Source organism: Microbacterium sp. B19, from assembly GCF_000333395.1.
Taxonomy (GTDB): domain Bacteria; phylum Actinomycetota; class Actinomycetes; order Actinomycetales; family Microbacteriaceae; genus Microbacterium.
In genome coordinates, this window is sequence record NZ_BADA01000217.1 from 1 (window position 1) to 19,475 (window position 19,475).

At 72.0% G+C, this 19,475-nt stretch carries 23 protein-coding genes; 12 read left to right on the forward strand and 11 right to left on the reverse strand.

Features of this window, described 5'->3' with window-relative positions; genetic code table 11:
• Both I5G_RS08060 and I5G_RS08065 read right to left on the reverse strand, forming a co-directional pair.
• Positions 1 to 607: APC family permease (locus I5G_RS08060; protein ID WP_022878595.1), on the reverse strand; the 607-nt coding region annotated here is incomplete at its 3' end.
• Between the two features lie 70 nt (positions 608 to 677).
• Positions 678 to 1,568 carry a proline iminopeptidase-family hydrolase gene (locus tag I5G_RS08065; protein ID WP_022878596.1) on the reverse strand — a complete coding sequence of 297 codons (891 nt, stop codon included), beginning with the start codon at positions 1,566 to 1,568 and terminating at the stop codon, positions 678 to 680.
• A gap of 56 nt (positions 1,569 to 1,624) precedes the next feature.
• Between I5G_RS08065 and I5G_RS21390 the strand changes: the two genes are divergently transcribed.
• Complete coding sequence (locus I5G_RS21390) at positions 1,625 to 2,392, forward strand: FadR/GntR family transcriptional regulator (RefSeq protein WP_036327057.1); 768 nt, start codon at positions 1,625 to 1,627, stop codon at positions 2,390 to 2,392.
• Between the two features lie 115 nt (positions 2,393 to 2,507).
• On the opposite strand, the gene I5G_RS08075 is transcribed toward I5G_RS21390, so the two are convergent.
• Entirely contained in the window at positions 2,508 to 3,083 is a 576-nt protein-coding gene (locus I5G_RS08075) for a GNAT family N-acetyltransferase (protein WP_022878598.1), read from the reverse strand.
• Positions 3,080 to 3,451, reverse strand: a complete 372-nt coding sequence (locus tag I5G_RS08080; protein WP_026095764.1) for a MerR family transcriptional regulator — start codon at positions 3,449 to 3,451, stop codon at positions 3,080 to 3,082. The genes I5G_RS08075 and I5G_RS08080 overlap by 4 nt, the downstream gene beginning before the upstream one ends.
• Before the next feature lie 93 nt (positions 3,452 to 3,544).
• Between I5G_RS08080 and I5G_RS08085 the strand changes: the two genes are divergently transcribed.
• Entirely contained in the window at positions 3,545 to 5,035 is a 1,491-nt protein-coding gene (locus tag I5G_RS08085) for a SulP family inorganic anion transporter (protein ID WP_022878600.1), read from the forward strand.
• A 15-nt stretch (positions 5,036 to 5,050) separates the two neighbouring features.
• Here I5G_RS08085 and I5G_RS23965 read toward each other — a convergent pair whose 3' ends face one another.
• Positions 5,051 to 5,986 (reverse strand): AraC family transcriptional regulator, encoded by a 936-nt coding sequence (locus I5G_RS23965; RefSeq protein ID WP_148286444.1) that lies wholly within the window; start codon positions 5,984 to 5,986, stop codon positions 5,051 to 5,053.
• Between the two features lie 183 nt (positions 5,987 to 6,169).
• On the opposite strand from I5G_RS23965, the gene I5G_RS08095 reads away from it, so the two are divergent.
• The gene (locus tag I5G_RS08095; RefSeq protein ID WP_148286445.1) at positions 6,170 to 6,499 is read left to right on the forward strand and encodes a hypothetical protein; all 330 of its coding nucleotides are present in this window, start codon (positions 6,170 to 6,172) and stop codon (positions 6,497 to 6,499) included.
• 40 nt (positions 6,500 to 6,539) lie between these two features.
• Here I5G_RS08095 and I5G_RS08100 read toward each other — a convergent pair whose 3' ends face one another.
• Positions 6,540 to 6,989 carry a MarR family winged helix-turn-helix transcriptional regulator gene (locus tag I5G_RS08100; RefSeq protein WP_022878603.1) on the reverse strand — a complete coding sequence of 150 codons (450 nt, stop codon included), beginning with the start codon at positions 6,987 to 6,989 and terminating at the stop codon, positions 6,540 to 6,542.
• A 218-nt stretch (positions 6,990 to 7,207) separates the two neighbouring features.
• On the opposite strand from I5G_RS08100, the gene I5G_RS08105 reads away from it, so the two are divergent.
• From I5G_RS08105 to I5G_RS08120, 4 genes are all read left to right on the forward strand, one after another.
• On the forward strand, positions 7,208 to 8,404 hold the full coding sequence (locus I5G_RS08105; protein WP_022878604.1) for a glycosyltransferase: 1,197 nt from the start codon (positions 7,208 to 7,210) through the stop codon (positions 8,402 to 8,404).
• Positions 8,405 to 8,495: 91 nt separating this feature from the next.
• Positions 8,496 to 9,590, forward strand: coding sequence for a type III polyketide synthase (locus I5G_RS08110; RefSeq protein ID WP_022878605.1), 1,095 nt, complete (start codon positions 8,496 to 8,498; stop codon positions 9,588 to 9,590).
• A gap of 86 nt (positions 9,591 to 9,676) precedes the next feature.
• On the forward strand, positions 9,677 to 10,339 hold the full coding sequence (locus I5G_RS08115) for a methyltransferase domain-containing protein (protein ID WP_051038705.1): 663 nt from the start codon (positions 9,677 to 9,679) through the stop codon (positions 10,337 to 10,339).
• Positions 10,332 to 11,453 carry an NAD(P)/FAD-dependent oxidoreductase gene (locus I5G_RS08120; RefSeq protein WP_022878607.1) on the forward strand — a complete coding sequence of 374 codons (1,122 nt, stop codon included), beginning with the start codon at positions 10,332 to 10,334 and terminating at the stop codon, positions 11,451 to 11,453. Before I5G_RS08115 ends, I5G_RS08120 begins: the two co-directional genes overlap by 8 nt.
• 57 nt (positions 11,454 to 11,510) lie before the next feature.
• On the opposite strand, the gene I5G_RS08125 is transcribed toward I5G_RS08120, so the two are convergent.
• Positions 11,511 to 12,338 (reverse strand): UbiA family prenyltransferase, encoded by an 828-nt coding sequence (locus I5G_RS08125; protein ID WP_022878608.1) that lies wholly within the window; start codon positions 12,336 to 12,338, stop codon positions 11,511 to 11,513.
• A gap of 202 nt (positions 12,339 to 12,540) precedes the next feature.
• Between I5G_RS08125 and I5G_RS08130 the strand changes: the two genes are divergently transcribed.
• The 3 genes from I5G_RS08130 to I5G_RS08140 all read left to right on the forward strand — a co-directional run bounded on the left by I5G_RS08130 (position 12,541) and on the right by I5G_RS08140 (position 14,366).
• Entirely contained in the window at positions 12,541 to 13,005 is a 465-nt protein-coding gene (locus I5G_RS08130) for an Hsp20/alpha crystallin family protein (protein WP_022878609.1), read from the forward strand.
• Between the two features lie 189 nt (positions 13,006 to 13,194).
• Positions 13,195 to 14,169 (forward strand): iron-containing redox enzyme family protein, encoded by a 975-nt coding sequence (locus I5G_RS21400; RefSeq protein ID WP_239642515.1) that lies wholly within the window; start codon positions 13,195 to 13,197, stop codon positions 14,167 to 14,169.
• Positions 14,166 to 14,366: a CDGSH iron-sulfur domain-containing protein gene (locus I5G_RS08140; protein WP_022878611.1), complete on the forward strand. Its 201-nt coding sequence runs from the start codon at positions 14,166 to 14,168 to the stop codon at positions 14,364 to 14,366. Before I5G_RS21400 ends, I5G_RS08140 begins: the two co-directional genes overlap by 4 nt.
• Positions 14,367 to 14,387: 21 nt before the next feature.
• On the opposite strand, the gene I5G_RS08145 is transcribed toward I5G_RS08140, so the two are convergent.
• Genes I5G_RS08145 through I5G_RS08155 form a run of 3 tightly spaced genes read right to left on the reverse strand, consistent with a single transcriptional unit; the run spans position 14,388 to position 16,153 of the window.
• Entirely contained in the window at positions 14,388 to 14,963 is a 576-nt protein-coding gene (locus I5G_RS08145) for a TetR/AcrR family transcriptional regulator (protein WP_022878612.1), read from the reverse strand.
• Positions 14,944 to 15,753, reverse strand: coding sequence for an alpha/beta fold hydrolase (locus I5G_RS08150; protein ID WP_051038703.1), 810 nt, complete (start codon positions 15,751 to 15,753; stop codon positions 14,944 to 14,946). Before I5G_RS08150 ends, I5G_RS08145 begins: the two co-directional genes overlap by 20 nt.
• A gap of 52 nt (positions 15,754 to 15,805) precedes the next feature.
• Entirely contained in the window at positions 15,806 to 16,153 is a 348-nt protein-coding gene (locus tag I5G_RS08155) for a hypothetical protein (RefSeq protein ID WP_022878614.1), read from the reverse strand.
• 258 nt (positions 16,154 to 16,411) lie between these two features.
• Between I5G_RS08155 and I5G_RS08160 the strand changes: the two genes are divergently transcribed.
• Together I5G_RS08160 and I5G_RS08165 are read left to right on the forward strand one after the other, a co-directional pair.
• Entirely contained in the window at positions 16,412 to 17,617 is a 1,206-nt protein-coding gene (locus tag I5G_RS08160) for an NAD(P)/FAD-dependent oxidoreductase (protein ID WP_022878615.1), read from the forward strand.
• Positions 17,618 to 17,732: 115 nt separating this feature from the next.
• Complete coding sequence (locus I5G_RS08165; RefSeq protein ID WP_022878616.1) at positions 17,733 to 18,185, forward strand: SRPBCC family protein; 453 nt, start codon at positions 17,733 to 17,735, stop codon at positions 18,183 to 18,185.
• A gap of 68 nt (positions 18,186 to 18,253) precedes the next feature.
• On the opposite strand, the gene I5G_RS08170 is transcribed toward I5G_RS08165, so the two are convergent.
• Positions 18,254 to 19,246 carry an aldo/keto reductase gene (locus I5G_RS08170; protein ID WP_022878617.1) on the reverse strand — a complete coding sequence of 331 codons (993 nt, stop codon included), beginning with the start codon at positions 19,244 to 19,246 and terminating at the stop codon, positions 18,254 to 18,256.
• Positions 19,247 to 19,475: the final 229 nt, after the last annotated feature.

The window sequence follows — 19,475 nt, forward strand, 5'->3', positions numbered from 1 at the left end:
GGCATCCCACCGGGGCGATCGAGAACTCGGCACCGGGGATCGCGCCGGAGGAGAGGGCGACCATCGCGATGACGACGAAGATGACGACGAAGGCGAGCTGGATGCCGAGCATCACGCGGTTCGCGAGCTTGATCGAGCCGATGCCGAGCACGTTGATCACGGTGTTGATGATGACGAACGCCACCGCCCAGATCCACTGCGGGACGTCCGGGAAGATGCCGGCCATCGACGACGCCGCGAAGACGTAGAGCAGCGTGGGGACGAGCAGGTAGTCGAGCAGGATCGCCCAGCCGGCGAAGAAGCCGACCGTGGGGTGGATGCCGCGCCCGACGTACGAGAACACGGAACCGGCGATGGGGAACGCCTTCGACATCTGCGCGTACGCGAGGGCGGTGAAGATCATCGCCACCACGCCGGTGATGTAGACGAGCGGCACCATGCCGTCGGCGGCGTTGTAGACGACGCCGAAGATCGCCCACGGGGCGATCGGCACCATGAAGACCAGGCCGTAGACGACGAGGTCGAGCGTGGACATGGAGCGCTTGAGCTCCTGCTTGTAGCCGAAGGACTCCAGCGACTGCTGGGCCTCGGGGGCGGTGTCGGACATGGGACTCCTGTTCGGGTGACGGTGGAGCGTAGCGGGTGTGGGGCGGAGAGGGTGGGGCGCGAAGGGCGGGTCAGGGAAGCGGGGCGAGGAACTCGGCGATCACGGCGCGGAATGCGTCGGGCATCTCGAGGTGGGTGCAGTGGCTGGCGCCGGCGAACACGTGCGAACGGGCGCCGGGAATGTGCTCGGCGAACGGCGCCCACGTCTCGGGTGTTGCCTCGTCGAACTCGCCGGCGACGACGAGGGTGGGGACGGCGACCTGCGGCAGGCGGTCGATGATCGTCCAGTCGCGGCCGGTGCCGACGACGTGGAACTCATTGGGGCCGTTCATGGTGAAGTACACCGTCGGGTCGGCGAGCATCTGCTGCTCGCTGTCGACGAAGTCCTGCGGCATGGGCGTGATGCGGCACACGTGACGCTCGTAGAAGAGGCGCGTGGCATCCAGGTAGTCGGGGTGGTCGAGGGTGCCCTCGGCTTCGTGACGGTCGAGGGCGGCGCGGGCGTCGGCGGGGAGTTCGGACCGCAGGCGCGCCGCACCGGCGAGCCAGAGCTCCATGGATGCCGGAGAGTTGCAGATCTCCAGGCTCCGCAGCCCCTCCGGCTGACGCACGGCGATCTCGGCGCCGAGCATGCCGCCCCACGACTGTCCGAGCACGTGGTACTCGTCGAAGCCGAGGGCCTGGCGCAGATTGTGGAACTCGTCGACGAAGAACTGCGGCACCCACTGCTCGACGGGAGCATCGGGGTGGTGAGAGCTGCGCCCGCACCCGATCTGGTCGTAGTGCACGACGGTGCGGCCGGTGATGTCCGCGAGGGCGTCGAGGTTCTTGACGTAGTCGTGCGCCATGCCCGGACCCCCGTGGAGGACGAACAGCGGCGCGCGGCCGGTGGGCTCGGCGGGCTCGGTGAGGCGGGCCCAGGTGAAGCCGTCGTGGAACGGCACGGTGATCTCGCGTTGCATGCAGTCATGGTGGACCGAGTAAAGGTTCGTTGGCAAACCTTTTCTCGGGATTTAACATGAAAGAAATCGACGGGGAGCTGATGGCCGAGACCGATGACGCGTCACTCGTGGAGCGCGTGACCGAGCGGCTGATCACCGCCGTCGCCGTCGGCGAGTTCCTGCCCGGCACGCGCCTGCCTCCGGAACGCGACCTCTCCCCGCTCCTCGGGGTGGGGCGCACGACCGTCCGCGCCGCGCTCGACGACCTGTCCGCGCGCGGACTGATCGAGAAGCGTCGAGGCCGGGCCGGGGGCACCTTCGTCGCCGAGGAGTGGCCCGCCTCCGTCGTGGTCGGTGTCGACCGCTGGTTCGCCGACCGCTGGGACGACCTCGTCGACGCGTGCACCGCGAGTTCGCTCCTGCACTCCTCGCTCGCGCGTCTGGCCGCGGAACGGCGGACGGATGCCGACATCTCGGCGATGGAGGAGAACCTCGCCGCCTTCCACGCGGCGGACTCGGGAGATGCGAAACAGCGGGCGGACAGCCTGCTGCACCTCTCGATCATCGACGCGGCGCACAACAGCGCGCTGCGCGAGATCCTCCTCGACCACGAGCGGCACCTCTCGCTCTCGGCCCCCGCGCACCCCTGGGGAGACCGCGAGAGCCACCGGCGCATGGAGTCGCGCGCGGGCCGCGAGCACGACGCGATCGTCGCCTCCATCGTGCGCTCGAGCCCCGACGAGGCCGCGGAACTCGCCCGCCGCCACGTCCAGATCGACCTCGAGCTGTTCGCCGAGGCGCGGGAATTCGCCCGCCGCCGCGCCGCCGCCGCGGCGGGAGACTGACGCGGACGAACGCCGCGCACGCCCTGCGACGGGAGGAGATCCGGCCGGCGGAGGATCGTCCGGGGCCGCGGCATCCTCCCCTCGCCGAATCCCCTCCGCAGCTCAGGTCTCGGCGTCAGGCGCGCAACCGCGCCTCGAGTCCCGCCCGCACCTGAGGCCACTCGTCGCGCAGGATCGAGAAGTACAGCGTGTCGCCGACCGTCCCGTCCGCGGCGATCCGGTGCCGGCGCAGCCGACCCTCGGGCACGGCGCCGAGGCGCTGGATGGCGCGGGCGCTGCGATCGTTGCGGGCGTCGCAGCGGAGCGCCACGCGGTTGAGGCCCCACGCCTCGAACGCGTGGGTCAGCAGCAGCATCTTGGCCGCCGGGTTGGTGCGACCGCCCTGGAACGGCCGCCCGTACCAGGTCGTCCCGATCTCGACGCGCCCCTGCGCGGGCACGTGGTCGTAGAACGTGGTGGATCCGCGCACCCGGCCGGTGTCGGCATCCCGGACCGTGAAGGCGAACATGCCGGGCGTCGCCCGCTGCTGATCGACCCGTTCGGCGTACTCCTCGACGGTCGTGGGCCACGGCGTCGTCATTCCGCGCCACAGATCGGCGTCGGTGAGGGGCCACGCCTCGATCGCGTCGTCGGGGTGCGCGGGGGCCAGACGCAGGCCGAAGCCGACCAGGTCGATGCGGTGGTCGGTCACCGTGCGGCCAACTGCACGAGGAACTCGTCGGCGGCGGCGAGCTGTCGGCGCAGGTCGTCGCGCCGCGTGATCGCCTCCTCGCGGATGCCGTCCAGCCGGGCGCGCAGAGCCGCGTCACCGGGATCGGCGTCCAGTCCGTCGACGACGGCGAGCAGCTCCCCCATCTGCTCGAGCGAGTAGCCGAGCGGCTTCATCCGGCGGATCAGCAGAAGGCGGGACTCGTCCTCGGCGGTGTAGAGCCGGAAGCCGCCCTCGGAGCGGGCCGAAGGGCGCAGGAGGCCGATCTCGTCGTAGTGCCGCAGCGTGCGGATCGACAATCCCGTCCGCTCCGCGAGCTCGCCGATCTGCATCGGTCGGGCGTGATCCATGGCATCCCCGATCCCGTAACCCTCACGTTACGGTAGAGTTTGACGGTCGCACTCGCGACCGCCCCCATTCTCCCCCGCCCCTCCGGAGCCCCCGTGACCGACGTCCTCGCCCGCCCGCGCCCCGAACCCACCGTGGGTCAGGCGCTGCGCTCCCCCCGACTGCTCACCCGAGAGGTGCTCGCCGGCCTCGTCGTGGCGATCGCCCTGATCCCGGAGGCGATCGCGTTCTCGATCATCGCGGGAGTCGACCCGCGACTGGGACTCTTCTCGTCGTTCGTCATGGCCGTCGCGATCGCCTTCCTCGGCGGCCGCCCCGCGATGATCAGCGCAGCGACGGGGGCGATCGCGCTCGTCATCGCTCCCGTCGCCCGCGAGCACGGCGTGGACTACCTGCTGGCCACCGTGATCCTCGGCGGCATCCTGCAGGTGGCCCTGGGGCTCCTCGGCGTGGCGAAGCTCATGCGCTACATCCCCCGCAGCGTGATGGTCGGGTTCGTCAACGCCCTCGCCATCCTGATCTTCGTCGCGCAGGTCCCGCAGCTGATCGGCGTGCCGTGGATGGTGTACCCGCTGACGGCGGCGGGCCTGGCGATCATGTACCTGCTGCCTCGTGTGACGCGTGCGATCCCGGCGCCGCTGGTGGCCATCGTGCTCCTCACCGGCGCGGCGGTCGTGTTCGGCATCTCCGTGCCCACCGTGGGAGATCAGGGCGCACTCCCCGAGAGCCTGCCCATGCTCCTGCTGCCGAACGTGCCCTTCACGTTCGAGACGCTGGCGATCATCTTCCCCTTCGCCCTCGCGATGGCCGTCGTGGGTCTCCTCGAGTCGCTCATGACCGCCGCCCTGGTCGATGAGATCACCGACACCCCGTCATCGAAGACGCGCGAGTCCCTCGGCCAGGGCGCGGCGAACGTCCTGTCCGGCTTCTTCGGCGGGATGGGCGGGTGCGCGATGATCGGCCAGACGATGATCAACGTCAAGGCATCCGGCGCGCGCACGCGCATCTCCACCTTCCTCGCCGGGGTCTTCCTCCTGGTCCTGGTGCTGGTCCTCGGCGACGTGGTCGCGGTCATCCCGATGGCCGTCCTGGTGGCCGTCATGATCGTGGTCTCGATCGCCACGTTCGACTGGCACAGCATCCGCCCGTCCTCCCTCCGGCGGATGCCACTGAGCGAGACGACCGTGATGGTGGCGACGGTGGCGGTGACGGTGTGGACCCACAACCTCGCGATCGGGGTCGGCGTCGGCGTGATCGTGGCCGCCGTGCTGTTCGCCCGGCGGGTGGCCGGAGTCACCCGGGTGCACCGCGAGGTCGACGCCGACGTCGCCCGCTACCGGGTGGAGGGCGAGCTCTTCTTCGCCTCGAGCAACGACCTCACCACGAAGTTCGCCTACTCGCGCGACCCCGCCCGCGTGCAGATCGACCTCTCCGGTTCGCACATCTGGGACGCCTCGACCGTGGCCGCGCTCGATGCGGTCGAGACCCGGTACGCCCGCCTCGGCACGAACGTCGAGATCGTCGGGATGAATGCGCAGACCGCGCGTCTCCACGACCGACTGAGCGGGAGGCTCGGCGGGCACTGATCCGTCGGGCGAGCCTCAGGACCGGAGGGTGGTGGAGGGGGTCTCGCCGAACTCTCCCCGGTACATCGCGGCGAACCGGCCGAGGTTGGAGAATCCCCAGCGCGCGGCGATCGCGGCCACGGTGTCGACCGACGGGTCGGCGGTGCGCAGGTCCGCGCGCGCCGCATCCAGACGCACCCGCCGGACGTACTGCATCGGCGTCCGACCGGTGGCCGTACGGAACGCGTACTGGAGGCCGCGCGGCGAGAGACGCGCCGCCTGAGCGATATCGGCGAGCGCGATCGGTCCCGTCGCGTGGGCCTCGATGTACGCCTTCGCGCGGCGCACCGGCGCGGGGAGCGGCCGGGCCGATCGCCCGGCGGCGAGCGCCTCGGTGAAACTCGACGGGAAGGTCAGCAGCGACGCCTCGAGCAGCAGCGAGCGCACCTGCTGCTCGACCAGGGGCGCGCGCTCGGTCGAGCGCAGCAGCACGTCGCGGCCGTACTCCCACGTCCGAGTCCAGTAGCGCAGCCGTTGCTCTGAGATCGGGGCGTGTCCGGCCGGCCGCACGCGGAGGGCGTCGTCCCCGGAGAGCCGCCGCGCCGCCTCGTCGACGTCGGTGCGGGCGAACGACACCGCCGTCCCGGCGACACGTCCCGAGAAGGCGATCTCCAGCGGTCGGTCGACCACCACGAAGGGAACCGTGGTGTCGATGTGTTCGCGCCGATAAGTGGCGCGGATCCGGGGGCCGGCGATCCGCCCGACGATCATCTGGTCGCCGGGGTCGGACTCGATGAGCATCGTCGACCCCATCGTCCAGTCACAGAACCCGAATCCGGGCTCCGCGGCCCCGTGGAAGACGAAGGCGGGTTGGATCTGGTCGGCCCGGGAGATGCGGGCGCCGGGGACGACCGTCTGCCACATCTCCTCCACTGTCGCCGTGTCTCTGGTCTCGACGTGCGTATGCTCCACGCGCACTTCCTAGATTGCTCTTGCCGAAAGTGGATAGACCGTTGCGCGCACGAGGGTTTTGTGGCATGGAACCGGTCCCATTCCCGGCCGGAATGCGCACGGTGCCCGAGAGCATCCATAATCGTGGGAGTCGCAGCCCCGCCGCGCGCTCAGAAGTTGGGACACCACATGCCCTATCGGACGATGACCACGTTGCAGTCGTGGATCGAGGATTTTCGCGCGCTCGGCTACGACGATGCAGGAATTCTCCGCGTCATCCCGCAGGATGCCGATGGAGATTCCGATACCGGGTTGATCGCGGCGCAGCTGCGCAGCGTCTCGACCACGTTCTACGTGGCGCCCGACACCGAGCCGGACGCCACCGGCTGGACCGTCACCTTCGAGCCACGCGAGACCGCGGCTCCGCTGGGTTCGGCGCGCGTCCTCGCGCTCTCGGGCGAACTGGCGATGCTGTCGGCGCTGTGCGCGTTCCTTCAGGCGCGAGCGGAAGCGTTCCTCGCCTCGCACCCCTGAGACTCGCGGGCTCTCGCGGTCTCTCCGGTCGAGACGCGGATCAGCGGGCCGCCGCGGTGCCCGCCGCCGTGAGGCGCTGCAAGGCGGCCGTGATGAGGTCGGCCTCGGCGGGGTCCATCGCCGTGATCGCCGCTTCCACGCCGTTGTCGAATCCGCGCAGCGAGCACCACGGCGGAGAGTCCAGGTCCACCGTCGCGGTGATGTGGTTCACTCGCCGGTCCTCCTCGTCGAGGTCGCGACGCACGGCACCGCGCTGCACCAGGCGGTCGATCAGAGTGGTCACGCCGGCGGAGGTGATGCCCAGGTGGTCGCGCACATGCGAGGGACGGGCGCCCGGATTCTGGGCGACGAACACCAGCGCCTTCGCGTCCAGCTCGTTGAGCGACAGCGCCCGGCGCGCCTCCGCCATGGCGGCGCGGCGCGCTTCGTCGTAGGCGAGGAGCGCGCGTCCGAGTTCCGATGTCGGTGACGCGTCCGAGGAGTTCTGCACGACCCCCGATCGTACTGGTGCGGCGCGTCCGCCGCGGAGTCTTGCACGCTGCCGTGCGGCCGTGTCGTGACCGGCTATTCAGCGTCTCACGCGTTCACGCAATGGTCTTCGCGACGTAACCCGCCACCGGGGGCCGACCCCGCAGCATGGGGAAACCGCAAACCGCGGTGATCGGTACGGCTCCGCTCGTCGGCGCCCCTCCCCGGAAAGCGATCGCCATGAACCGACCCGTGCGCGTGCTGTCCCTGTACGAGGGATTCTTCGCCGGAGGAGCCCGCATCCTCCACTCCGACGTCGTCGCCGGTCTTCATGCCGGGGGCGGTCAGGAGCACAGCATCCTGTCGCTCACCTCCGCGGCCCGCCGGGACGCGTCGCTGCAGCACGCCCACGACGACACCCGGTTCCGGTCGCTTCGCGCCGCGGGCGTGCGGATCGACACGTTCGATCGGGTCGCCGGCGACCACCCGATGACGCCGGACTCGTTCACGGCGGCGGAGCTGGCGCACGCCGCGAACCTCATCGCGGAAGCCGACATCGTGCTCTCCCTCAAGGAGCAGCCGCTCAGCCTCATCGTCGCGCTCGATCGCGCGGGGATGCTGCCGGACCGCCCCACCGCGGCGTGCCTGCACCGCTCCGACCCCACGCACTCCGGCCCGGCCCTGGGATGGCTCGTGGATGCCGGCACCTCGGGCGCGGTGTCGGCCACGATCTCGTGCGCGGCGTCGACGTCGCTCGCGTACACGCGCGCCGGCGTCGCCACGACGCACGCGTGGGTGATCGACAACGGCATCGACACGCGCCGGTTCCGCCCGGGGACGCGCGCCGAACGGCGTGGCATCCGCGAGTCCCTCGGCATCCCGGAGACAGCCCCCGTCGTGCTACTCGCGGCGCGGTTCGACGCGATGAAAGACCCGGGCCTCTTCCTGGATGCCGTGGCGCGGCACTCGCGCCGGCACCCGGGCGCGCACTACGTCCTGTGCGGGTCGGGCATGACGTTCGCGAACCCCGGGTTCGGGGCGCTCGTCGCTGACTCCGGTCTGGGCGCGGGCGTCGCGCTGCACGCGCTCGGACTGCGCGAGGACATGCCCGCGCTCTACCGGATCGCCGACGTCGTCGCGCTCACGAGCGCCTTCGGGGAAGCCTCGCCCCTGTGCCTCGCGGAGGGGGCGGCATCCGGAGCCATCCCCGTGACCACGGACGTCGGCGACGCCGCGCGCGTCGTCGCAGGCTTCGGGCTCGTGACCCCGCGCGACGCGAACGCCATCGCGGGAGCCTGGCACGAAGCCCTGTCGCGACGCATCGAGCTGAGGTCCGCGGCCATCTCCTCGCGCGGGCGCCTCGACCGCCGACGCATGATCGCCGACTATCGCGGCGCAATCGAGGAACTGGTGCTGCCCGAGGTGCTCGCGGCCTGAGCGCCCCTCCATCGGCGCAGGCACCATAGACGGGGCAGGGCGGTGGCACCATCCCCGGCGCCGTCGGCCACAACCGTGCCTACAGTGAGTCATGACCGCGAGCATCCTCTCGATCGGCACGGCTCTGCCCCGCACCCGTGTGACCCAGTCGGCGCTGCGCGACCTCTTCGCCGCCCAGCCCGGATTCGATCGGCGCAGCCAGCGCCTGGTGGGCGCCGCGTTCGACGCCGCGGCCATCGACACGCGCCACACGGTGCTCCCGCAGCTCGCCGGAGGTTCGGCCGACGGACTCGCGGCGCTGTCGGACGGTGAGCTGACCATGCCGCCCACGGGTGCGCGCAACGACGAATACCGGCGCACCGCGCCGGCCCTGTTCGCCGAGGCCGCGACGGCGGCGCTCGACGGGTCGGGGTTCGGACGCGACGCGGTGACGCACGTGGTGACGGTGTCGTGCACGGGCATGTTCGCGCCCGGCCCGGACTATCTCCTCGTGCGCGATCTCGGCCTCTCCCCCACCGTGGAGCGGTACCACCTCGGGTTCATCGGGTGCGCGGCGGCGATCCCCGCCCTGCGACTCGCCGCGCGGATCGTTGCGGCGGACCCTGCCGCCGTCGTGCTCGTCGCCGCGGCGGAGCTGTGCTCGCTGCATTGGCAGACGTCGTCGCATCCCGACCAGATCGTCGCCGCGTCGGTGTTCGCCGATGGGGCCGCAGCGGCGGTCGTCGCCGCGACCGACGCGGACCGTCCGGGACTCGACCTGGAGGGCTTCGCGACGTTCGTCACCGACGAGGGCGAGAAGGACATGTCGTGGACCGTCGGCGATTCGGGCTTCGAGATGACCCTCACGCCGGAGGTGCCGCGCATCATCGGGCGCGAGATCGCGGCGATCGCGGCCGACGTGCTCGGCGACCTCGCCGAGGTCGACGCGTGGGCGGTGCACCCGGGCGGTCGGAGCATCCTCGACCGCGTCGAGGCGGCCCTCGACCTGGATGCCACGGCCCTCGCGCCCTCCCGCGAGGTGCTGCGCGCGCACGGCAACATGTCGAGCGCGACGCTGCTCTTCATCCTGCGGGACCTGCTCGCCGACGCGGCGCGAACCGACGGTGATCGCGTGGCGGCGCTGGCGTTCGGCCCGGGACTCACCGTGGAGGCGGCGCGCCTCGTGCTGCGCCGTCCGGAGGCGTGAGCGGCTCGGGGGTGCGGCACGCCGACCGCGCGCGCGGGCGCCTCTGGCCCGACCTCGCGCACCGCGACAGCGTGCTCGAGGAACTCATGGACGACCCGGACTGCGACCCGCGGCGCCTCGCCGCGACGTATCGCCGCTTCGACCTCGTGAACCGTGCGGTGTCCGGCTGGGGCGGCGTGTACCGCGCGCACGTCCGACCTCGGCTCCGGGCGCTCGGCCGGCCCGCACGGGTTCTCGACCTCGGGTGCGGCGGTGGTGATGTCGTGGTGCGCCTCGCCGGCCTCGCGGCTCGGGACGGCCTCGAGGTGGCTTGGGTCGGCGCCGACCCCGACCCTCGGGCGCTCGAGGCTGCGCGGGAGCGCGAGCGGCCCGGGGTGCAGTTCGTGTCGCGCGGCTCGGCGGAGCTGCTCGCCGACGGAGAGCGGTTCGACCTCGTGCTGTCGAATCACGTGCTGCATCACCTCGACACGGCACAGCTACGGGAGTTCACGGACGATTCGCGGGCCCTCGCACGGTCTGCCGTGCTGCACGCCGATATCGCCCGGAGCCGCCTCGCCTACGGCCTGTACGCCGTCGGAGTGACGCCCCTCGCGCCGGGCACGTTTCTGCGCACCGACGGCCTGCGCTCGATCCGGCGCAGCTACCGGGCGGACGAGCTCGCGCGGACGCTGGGCGACCCGTGGCGCGTCGCGACGCCCGCGCCCTTCCGTGTCCTCGCGATCTCCGAGGGGACGGCCGACCATGGCTGACGTGCTGATCGTGGGAGCGGGCCCCGTCGGCCTCGCGCTCGGCGCCGACCTGCGTGCGCGCGGAATCGACGCGACGATCCTCGAACGGCGGAGCGAACTGGATGCCGGGACGCGGGCGATCGGCATCCACTCTCCCTCTCTCGCGCACCTGGAACTCTCCGGGGCGACCGACGCGCTGCTCGCGCGCGCCGTGCGGATTCGCCGTGGGGAGGCGCGGGCGGACGGAAGGATGCTCGCCGCGATCCGGTTCGACCGGCTGCGGGCGCGGCATCCGTACGTCGCGGCGCTGCCGCAGGCCGACACCGTGGACGTGCTGACCCGCCTCGCGCCGCCCGTGGAACGAGGTGTCCGGGTGACCGGGTTCCGCGAGGACGGCTCCTCGGTAACGGTGCGGGCGACCGGACCGGACGGTGAAACCGAACGCCGCGCGCGGGTGGTCGTCGTGGCCTCGGGATGGGCGGGGCGCGAGCTCGTGTACCGTCCGGGAGCCGTGCGCACGCGGCACTACCCGGATCGATACGCGATGGTCGATGTCGCGGTGCCCGGCGATGCGACCGCGCTCGTGCACCTCGAGCGCGGGGGTGTCGTCGAGTCCTTTCCACTGCCGGACGGGAGGCGGCGGCTCGTCGCGTGGGCCGGGACGTCGGACGTTCCGGATGCCGCCGAGTTCCTCCGCACCGCACTGGCGGAGCGCCTGCGGCTGGACGTCGATACCTCGGATGCCTCGACTTTTCGGGTGCGACGGGCGGTGGCGCCCGCGCTAAGGCGAGGACGCGTGCTAGTCGTGGGCGACGCGGCGCACGAGGTGAGCCCGATCGGCGGGCAGGGCATGAACCTCGGGCTGCTGGATGCCCTGACACTGTCACCGCTGCTGTCCGAGTGGGTTCGCGGGCACGAGCCGGACGAGGTGGCCGCCTGGGAACGGCGGCGGCTCGCCTCCGCGCGGCACGCCGCGCGCCTGGCGTTCCTGAACACGATGCTCGGCCGGGGTGTATCGACGGTGGGGCACGGCATCCGGTCCGCCAGCCTGCGGGCGCTCCTTCGCGGCCCGGGCGGCGCGGTGTTCACGCGGGCGTATGCGATGGGGTTCGACGCGGCGGCGCGGGGGTCGTGACGCACAGGCCACGCCGACCCGCGTCACGGCCGCGCCCGGTGAGGCTGCGGCCGCCCGTCACGTGAGGACGAGCTGAGCGGCGAGGAGCAAGGCGGCGAGCATCGTGAGTTGGAACACGGCGCGGCCGGGGCGACGCCGCACGGCCATTACGATCGTGGCTGCCGCGACCGCGACCACGGCGGCGAAGAACACCGCCCCGACGATGCCACCGCCGGACCCGACGAGCACGGCGACGGCGCCGAGGACGATCCCCGCAGCCGCGACGATCACGCTCGCCCGCGCCCCGAGGCGGTGCGGCAGACCGCGCACTCCGGTCTCGCGGTCGTCGTCGAGGTCGCGCACCACGTTGGTCAGGTGCACCGCCGCCCCCAACGCCATGCCGGCGAGCGAGGCCCAGGGAGCGGCGAGCGCAGGCTGCGGTGCGGCCAGCGTCGCGAACGACGGGAAGACACCGAAACTCAGCAGGAACGGGACGATCGAGACCGGCGTGGACTTGAGGCCCGCGTTGTAGGCCCAGGCCGAGCCCAGGGCGATCGTGTGGGCGGCGACGAGTCCCGGCCCGAGCGGCAGGGAGAGGACGAACGCGACGGCCACGGATGCCACCGCCACCGCGAGCGCACGCCCGGGGGTGAGAGCGCCGGTCGCGATCGGTTTGTCCGTCCGGCCGACCGCCAGATCGCGCGCCGCGTCGATCGCGTCGTTCGAGAGTCCGACCGACACCTGCCCGGCGAAGACCGCGACGACGAGCAGCACTAGCCGCCACGGTTCGAGACCGGCCGCGACGCCGAGCGCGAGGGACAGGGTCGTGACGACGAGCGTCGGTCCGGGGTGGGTTGCGCCCCAGAGCGCCCGCACGAGCGGTGTCGTCGCGGGAGGATCGGTCACCTCACGACGCTACCGTCCCCCGCGGCCCGCCGGGCACTCGGTTCCCGCAGACGGCCCGGCACGACGCGGACCGGTCGAGCGCCAAACTCCTTGGCACTCTCTATCCCAGAGTGCTAATCTGATCTCAAGTTGAGCGCAAACGACTCAACTTCGACGAACTCTCCGGATGCCACGTCCGGACCGATCGAAAAGGAGAACGACCATGGCCACTTACGACCCCTTCCGCGACCTCGACCGCCTCGCGTCGACGCTCCTCGACGCCCGCCGCGGCGGACCGCGACGCATGCCGATGGACCTGTACCGCGACGGCGACCACTACGTCCTGTCCGCCGACCTCCCGGGCGTCGACCCCGGCTCGGTCGACATCGACGTCGACGGCCAGCTGCTCACGATCCGCGCGGAGCGCACGCTCGCCGCGGGCGACGACGTGAAGTGGATCACGCGCGAGCGCGAGACCGCCTCGTTCGTCCGCCAGCTGAACCTCGGCCAGGGCATCGATACCGAGCGCATCAGCGCCGCGTACCGCAACGGTGTGCTCTCGGTCACGATCCCGGTGAGTGAGAAGGCCAAGCCGCGTCGGATCTCGGTCTCGACCGACGACGGGCACGACGTCATCGCCGCGCACGAGAACGCCCACGAGAGCACCCCGCAGCCGATCGAGCAGTGATCGACCGGAGGGGGTGGCCGTCCGGTCACCCCCTCCGCCCTTGTCAAGGGGCTCGGTGATCCGGCGAGACGCCCGCAGAGTGCTCCGGTGTCCGCGATCCTCTCCCCCCATGATCCGCTGGCCGCCATCGACGCCGATGACGCGCCCGCCCTCCCCTTCACACCGCGCGGTCCGGTGAGCGCCGCCGTCCTGCACCACCTCAGCGCGCGCGCGGCGACGAACCACACGGTACTCGCCGATGCGGCCGTGGCATCCTCCCCCGACGTCGAGACCGACGACGACCTGCAGGTGGCTCTGTTCGCGCTGTATGCCTCGGCCTACGGGTCGATCGCGGCGTTCGACCCGGAACTCGAGTGGGACCCCTCGCTCATCGCCACGCGCGGGGTGATCGAGCGGGCGTTCGAGGCCGCACTGCGGGCGCGCCTGCCCGAGCCCGATCTCCCCGCGGCGACCGCGGATGCCGTGGCCCGTGCGCTGTTCGCGCTGACCGCCGCCGACACCGGCCCGAGTCTCTCGCGCTACCTCGCGAAGAAGGCGACGCTGGATCAGGCGCATGAGTTCCTGGTGCACCGGACGATCTACACGCTGCGCGAGGCCGACCCGCACTCGTGGGCGATCCCGCGCCTGACGGGCCGCCCCAAGGCCGCGCTGGTCGAGATCCAGTCCGACGAGTACGGCGGCGGCACCCAAGGGCGCATGCACGCCGAACTGTTCGCCCGAGCCGTGCGCGGCGCCGGCCTCTCGGACGCTTACGGAGCGTACGTCGACGACGTCCCGGCCGTGACGCTCGCCTCGCACAATGCGATGTCGATGTTCGGCCTGAACCGGCGCCTCCTCGGCGCGATCGTCGGGCACCTCGCCGCGTTCGAGATGACCTCGTCGATCCCCAACCGGCTCTACGCCGAGGGCCTGCGCCGCCTCGGCTTCGGCGACGACGTCTGCGGCTACTTCGACGAGCACGTCGAGGCCGACGCCGTCCACGAGCAGATCGCCGCGCGCGACCTCGCTGGCAGCCTCGCCGAGGACCGGCCGGACCTGCTCCCCGACATCCTGTTCGGCGCAGCCGCGTGCCTCAGCGTCGACGGCCGCGTCGGCGAGCACCTGCTCGACGCCTGGTCGCGCGGTGCATCGTCGCTGCGCGCGGACGCCGAGGAGGTCCGATGACCGCCGAGCCGCCGCGGATCACCGCGTACCCCGACGGTCCCCTCCTCGTACGGGGCGACGTCGACCTGCGCGACGCCGCCGGCAACCCGATCGAGAAGCACCGCCGCACGGTCGCCTTGTGCCGGTGCGGTCTGTCGACGATCAAGCCGTTCTGCGACGGGACCCACAAACCCGCGGGGTTCCGCACCGAGGACTGATGCGCGTCAGCTCCGGCGCCGTCACTCCGCGGCGCGCGCGTCCTCCGCGGGCCGGGAGAGCTCGGCATCCAGCGCGTCCACGAGACGGGCGAACGTCTCGTCGACCGACGCCGACTGACGGAAGCCGCCGACCCGCTCGAGATCCGTGAACCCGTGCAGAGCCGAGCGCACGTAGCGGATCCGGTGCACGTCGGCCGCGGCGGCGCCGTACCCGGCGAGCGCACGAGTGATCTCGTCGACGAGGGCAGCCGCCGCCTCCTCCCACTCGGGCCCCGCTCCCCCACGCTGCGCCAGCGCGTACATGCCCGGGCGCTCGCGCGCGAACCCGCGATACGCCGCCGCGAGCGAGCCCAGGGCTTCTCGCGACGACACCCCGCGCGAGGATCGCGCGAGCGCCTCGCCGAAGGCCCGGGTCGCGGCGAGCGCGACGCGGTCTGTCAGATCGCCCAGCCCGCCGACGTGTTTGTACAGGCTCGGCGCGGCCACCCCGAGCGCCGTCGCGACGCGGGCCAGAGACAGGGATGCCACGCCTTCGGCATCCACGAGCTCGGCGGCGCGGCGCACGACGACCTCGGCGTCAAGACCGGCCCGCGGCACCGCTCACCTCCGCGAGGAACGAGAAGACGCGATCAGCCACGAGGTCGGGGGCCTCGAGCATCGGCGCGTGGCCGACGCCCGGGACGAGCTGCACCTCGGCGGAGAGTTCGCCGGCGAGCCACGCGGCTTCGGCGGCCGGGTCCTTCCAGTCGGGGTCCGCCGCACCCATGACGACGAGCGACCGCGCGGTCACGCGCGGCAGGAACGGGGCGACGACCGAGTGATCGACGCGGGTCGTGCGGGAGAAGGCGCTCCAGCGCCCGGGCCGCGCGAGCCGGCGCGACAGGTGCGCGGCCCGTTCGCGCGCGCCCGCGCCGAGACCCGGCCACAGCGAGGCGGAGTAGCCGCGCCACACCGCGGGACCCCACGGCCGCGCGAGCAGCACACGCAGGAGTGCGCTCATCGCCGCGTTGCCATTGCGGGCGAACGGTCCGAGGAGCACGAGGCCGGACACGAGGTCGGGCCGCGTGCCGGCCGCGATGATCGCGGCGCCCGCACTCATCGAGGCCCCGGCGAGGATCGCGGGTCCGCCGCCGAGTCTTTCGACGACGGCGACCAGGTCGCCCGCCGTCGCCTGGTCGCCGTACTCGGCGAAGGTCGTGTCGCTGTCGCCGTGCCCGCGCAGATCGACGAGGGCCACCCGGTACCCGCGTGCCACGAGCCGGTCGGCGAGCGGTCCGAACGCGTCGCGCTCGTCGCCCATCGCGGGCGAGCACACCACGAGGGGGCCCTCCCCGCGCACCTCGACGGCCAGCCGGCCGCCGTCCACCTGAAGTTGGCTAATGTCCATAGCCATAAGCTACGCCCATTAGCCGAACGGCGCAAGCGCCGCGTCGAATGCCTCAGAGGTCCTCGGGCGCGAGGTCGCCCTGGCCCTCCTCGCCGAGCTCGACCACGCCCGGGTCCTGACCCTGCGAGTCGGTGCCGGTGGACTCCGGATGCACGTCCTCGAGCGGGATGTCGGCGTCGTCCGCGGGGATCTCGGCCGGGTCGGCACCCGTCGCGGTCGCCGGGTCCAGGTCGGCCGGGTCGACCCCCTCGTCGATGGCGGTCGTGGCATCCCATTCCGCCTGCGCGGGGTCGAGTGCGGGATCGGGTTCGATCGAGGTGTCGCCGTCGCGAAGCGGCTGCACACCCGTCACGCCGTCGGGGCCGGCGGGGATGGTCGGGTCGGACGAGACGTCGCTCATGGGGGATCCTTTCGGTCGTCCGTGCGGTGACCGCACGCGCCGCCGGGTCGACGACTCCTCCATCCCACCGTCCGCCTGTCGCGACTCCTGCCCCCTTGACAGCGTTCGCGACCGGCGCGAACGGCGCCCGCTCCGCGCCGCGGTCGGAACGGGAGCGAAGGTCACGACCTTCGTCGACCCGCTCGGCGACCCCCCTGTCAACCCCGTCGCCTCCTCGCGCGCATCCGGGGTGTGCTGACCGGAACGGAAGGATGCCGCATGCCCGACTCCCCCACTGCGCCCCCGCGGATCGTGGTGATCGGGGGCGGCAACGCCGGCCTCTCGATCGCCGGGCGCCTCCACCGCGCCCGCCTCGGCGACATCACGGTGATCGAACCGCGCGAGACGCACGTGTACGCCCCGCTGCAGTCCCACATCGCCGGCGGCACTGCGCGCGCCTCGCAAGCGTCGCGCCCGCAGGCCGACGTCATCCCACCCGGCGTCCGCTGGCTGCGCGACGCGGTCTTCACGGTCGACGCCGACGCTCACCGCGTGCACCTGGTCTCCGGCGGCCACCTCGACTACGACCAGCTCATCGTCGCGGCGGGCCTGCGGCTGGCGTGGGACGCGATCCCCGGGCTCCCCGAGGCCATGGCCGCACCCGAGGGCGTGTCCAATTACGACCTCGCCCTCGCGGCGAAGGCCTCGCCCACGCTGCGGGACCTCCGCAGCGGTACGGTCGTGTTCACCCAGCCTCCCGAACCGGCCTCGTGCGGAGCCGCCGCGCAGAAGCCCCTGTACCTCGCGTGCGACTGGTGGCGCGCGCTCGGGGTGCTCGACGACATCCGCGTCATCCTGGTCCTGCCCGACCCGGTGCCGTTCGGCATCCCGGACGTCGATCGCGAACTTCGCCGCGTGCTCGAGGCGTACGGCGTCGAGGTGCGGTATTCCCGCGAGGTGCGGAGCGTGGATGCCACGACCCGCACGCTCACGATCGGTCACGGCGACGTCGAGGAGACACTCGCGTACGACGTGCTGCACGCGGTCCCGCCGCAGCGGGCGCCGGAGTGGATCGCGGGGAGCGGACTGGCCGACCCCGACGACGCGCACGGTTTCGTGGACGTGGATCCGGAGACGCTCCGGCATCGCCGCTTCCCCGACGTGTGGTCGCTCGGCGACGCCGCGCGCGTCGCGACGCGGCCCTCCGGCGGCGCGATCCGGCCGCAGGCGAAGGTGCTCGCGAAGAACCTGCGGGCTGTGCTCCGCGGCGGAACGCCGACCGCGCGATACGACGGGTACAGCGTCGTGCCGTTCACCGTCTCCCGCGGCACGGTGGTGTTCGCGGAGTTCGACCGCTGGGGAAAGCCGCAGCCGACGATCCCGTTCTGGCGCTCCCTCTCGCGCGAGCGTCGCTCGACGTGGGTCGCCGACCGCCGGATCCTGCCGTGGGTGTACTGGAACCTGATCCTGCGCGGCCGCGCCTGAGGGGCCTATAGGCCACATCCGCCGATCCCTCAACCCCGGGGCCGGCGAATGGGATCGCGCGAAGACTGGGCATCCCCGGATCGCCGAGACCCCCGGATCACCGAGAGAGGACATCATGGCCCAGGTCATCGAAACCATCGACGTCGACGTTCCCGTCCGCGTCGCCTACAACCAGTGGACGCAGTTCGAGGAGTTCCCCCACTTCATGAGCTTCGTCGAGTCCATCACGCAGAAGACCGACACGCTCACGCACTGGAAGGTCAAGATCGCGGGCGCGGAGCGTGAGTTCGACGCCGAGATCACCGAGCAGCACCCCGACGAGCGCGTCGCGTGGAACAGTGTCGGCGGCGAGGAGAATCACGCCGGCGTCGTCACGTTCCACCGCCTCTCCGACAACGAGACGCGCGTGACCGTGCAGATCGACTGGGAGCCCACGGGGCTGCTCGAGAAGGCCGGTGCCGTGTTCGGCGCCGACGACCACTCGGTCAAGAAGGACCTGAAGAACTTCAAGGAGTACATCGAGTCGCGCGGCGCCGAGTCCGGCGCCTGGCGCGGCGACGTCAGCTGACGTCTACTCGCACGAACACGGATGCCGGACCCCCTCGGGGATCCGGCATCCGTCATGTCAGGAGAGGCTCACCACTGCGGGTGGATCTCGGCGCGCAGTCGGCGGTCGTAGACGTCGCGCACGAGCGCGTCGAACGCGTCCACGTCGAACCCGCCCTCGAGCAGGTCGGCCGCGGCGGCGTTGGCCTCGGCCTGCTCGGCCGAGCGCGCCCCCGGGATGACGGAGGTCACACCCTCGCGCGACGCGATCCACGCGAGCGTCGCCGCGGGGAGCGTCACGCCCGCCGGCAGCGCCGCCTTGAGTTCGTCGGCCGCGGCGACCCCCTCGGCGAACGGGACGCCCGAGAACGTCTCGCCCTTGTCGAACGCCTCGCCGTTGCGGTTGTACGTGCGGTGGTCGTCCTTGTCGAACGTCGTGTCGGCGGTGTATTTGCCCGAGAGCAGACCGCTCGCGAGGGGAACGCGAGCGAACACCGCGACACCCTTCTCGGCGGCGAGCGGGAGCACCTCGTCGAGCGGCTTCAGACGGAACGGGTTGAAGATGATCTGCAGGTTGGTGAGGTTCGGACGACGGAGCGCCGAGAGGGCCTGGTCCATCGTCTCGACCGACACCCCGTACGCCGCAAGGACGCCCTCGGACACCAGCTGGTCCAGCGCGTCGTACGTGGCATCGTCGTCGATCACGGCCGACGGCGGGCAGTGCAGCTGCACCAGGTCGAGCGTGTCCTGCGCGAGGAGGCGGCGCGACCGGTCGGTCCACGCGCGGAAGTTCTCCATCGTGTAGTTCTCGGGCACCTGCTCTGCCCGGCGCCCCATCTTGGTCGCCACCGTGATGCCCCCGGCATCCGTCTTCTGCAGGAATGCGCCGATGAGCTCTTCCGAGCGCCCGTCGCCGTACACGTCGGCGGTGTCGAAGAGCGTGACGCCGGCGTCGGCCGAGGCACCGAGGACCTGCATCGCCGCGTCTTCGCTCACCCCGCCCCAGTCGGGCCCGAGCTGCCAGGTGCCGAGGCCGATGGCCGAGATCTCACGGCCGGCGCGGGAGAGGGGACGCTGCTGCATTGCGGTTCCTTTCGGGGGTCTCCCCGAGCCTATCCAGCCCCTCCGACATCGGGGTCGACGGGCTCGTCAACCCCGTCACCGCGCTGCGCCCGGCGGCCTAGCGTGGGCTCCCACCCCACCGGAAGGACCACCGTGACCACTCCCCCCGAGAACCTGCCCGGCGCCGATCACGAGAAGACCGTCTCGGATGCCGAGGGCCTCGCCGCCGACGTCCCCGCGGGCGGCGCCG

Excerpts from the sequence above, each read along its gene's own strand:
- I5G_RS08140 (WP_022878611.1), top strand. The coding sequence starts at position 14,166 with ATGACCGCCGAGCCGCCGCGGATCACCGCGTACCCCGACGGTCCCCTC.
- I5G_RS08110 (WP_022878605.1), top strand. The coding sequence starts at position 8,496 with ATGACCGCGAGCATCCTCTCGATCGGCACGGCTCTGCCCCGCACCCGT.
- I5G_RS08165 (WP_022878616.1), top strand. The coding sequence starts at position 17,733 with ATGGCCCAGGTCATCGAAACCATCGACGTCGACGTTCCCGTCCGCGTC.
- I5G_RS08120 (WP_022878607.1), top strand. The coding sequence starts at position 10,332 with ATGGCTGACGTGCTGATCGTGGGAGCGGGCCCCGTCGGCCTCGCGCTC.
- I5G_RS08095 (WP_148286445.1), top strand. The coding sequence starts at position 6,170 with ATGACCACGTTGCAGTCGTGGATCGAGGATTTTCGCGCGCTCGGCTAC.
- I5G_RS08170 (WP_022878617.1), bottom strand. The coding sequence starts at position 19,246 with ATGCAGCAGCGTCCCCTCTCCCGCGCCGGCCGTGAGATCTCGGCCATC.
- I5G_RS08130 (WP_022878609.1), top strand. The coding sequence starts at position 12,541 with ATGGCCACTTACGACCCCTTCCGCGACCTCGACCGCCTCGCGTCGACG.
- I5G_RS08155 (WP_022878614.1), bottom strand. The coding sequence starts at position 16,153 with ATGAGCGACGTCTCGTCCGACCCGACCATCCCCGCCGGCCCCGACGGC.
- I5G_RS08160 (WP_022878615.1), top strand. The coding sequence starts at position 16,412 with ATGCCCGACTCCCCCACTGCGCCCCCGCGGATCGTGGTGATCGGGGGC.
- I5G_RS08115 (WP_051038705.1), top strand. The coding sequence starts at position 9,677 with ATGGACGACCCGGACTGCGACCCGCGGCGCCTCGCCGCGACGTATCGC.
- I5G_RS08150 (WP_051038703.1), bottom strand. The coding sequence starts at position 15,753 with ATGGACATTAGCCAACTTCAGGTGGACGGCGGCCGGCTGGCCGTCGAG.
- I5G_RS08105 (WP_022878604.1), top strand. The coding sequence starts at position 7,208 with ATGAACCGACCCGTGCGCGTGCTGTCCCTGTACGAGGGATTCTTCGCC.
- I5G_RS21390 (WP_036327057.1), top strand. The coding sequence starts at position 1,625 with ATGAAAGAAATCGACGGGGAGCTGATGGCCGAGACCGATGACGCGTCA.
- I5G_RS08080 (WP_026095764.1), bottom strand. The coding sequence starts at position 3,451 with ATGGATCACGCCCGACCGATGCAGATCGGCGAGCTCGCGGAGCGGACG.
- I5G_RS08065 (WP_022878596.1), bottom strand. The coding sequence starts at position 1,568 with ATGCAACGCGAGATCACCGTGCCGTTCCACGACGGCTTCACCTGGGCC.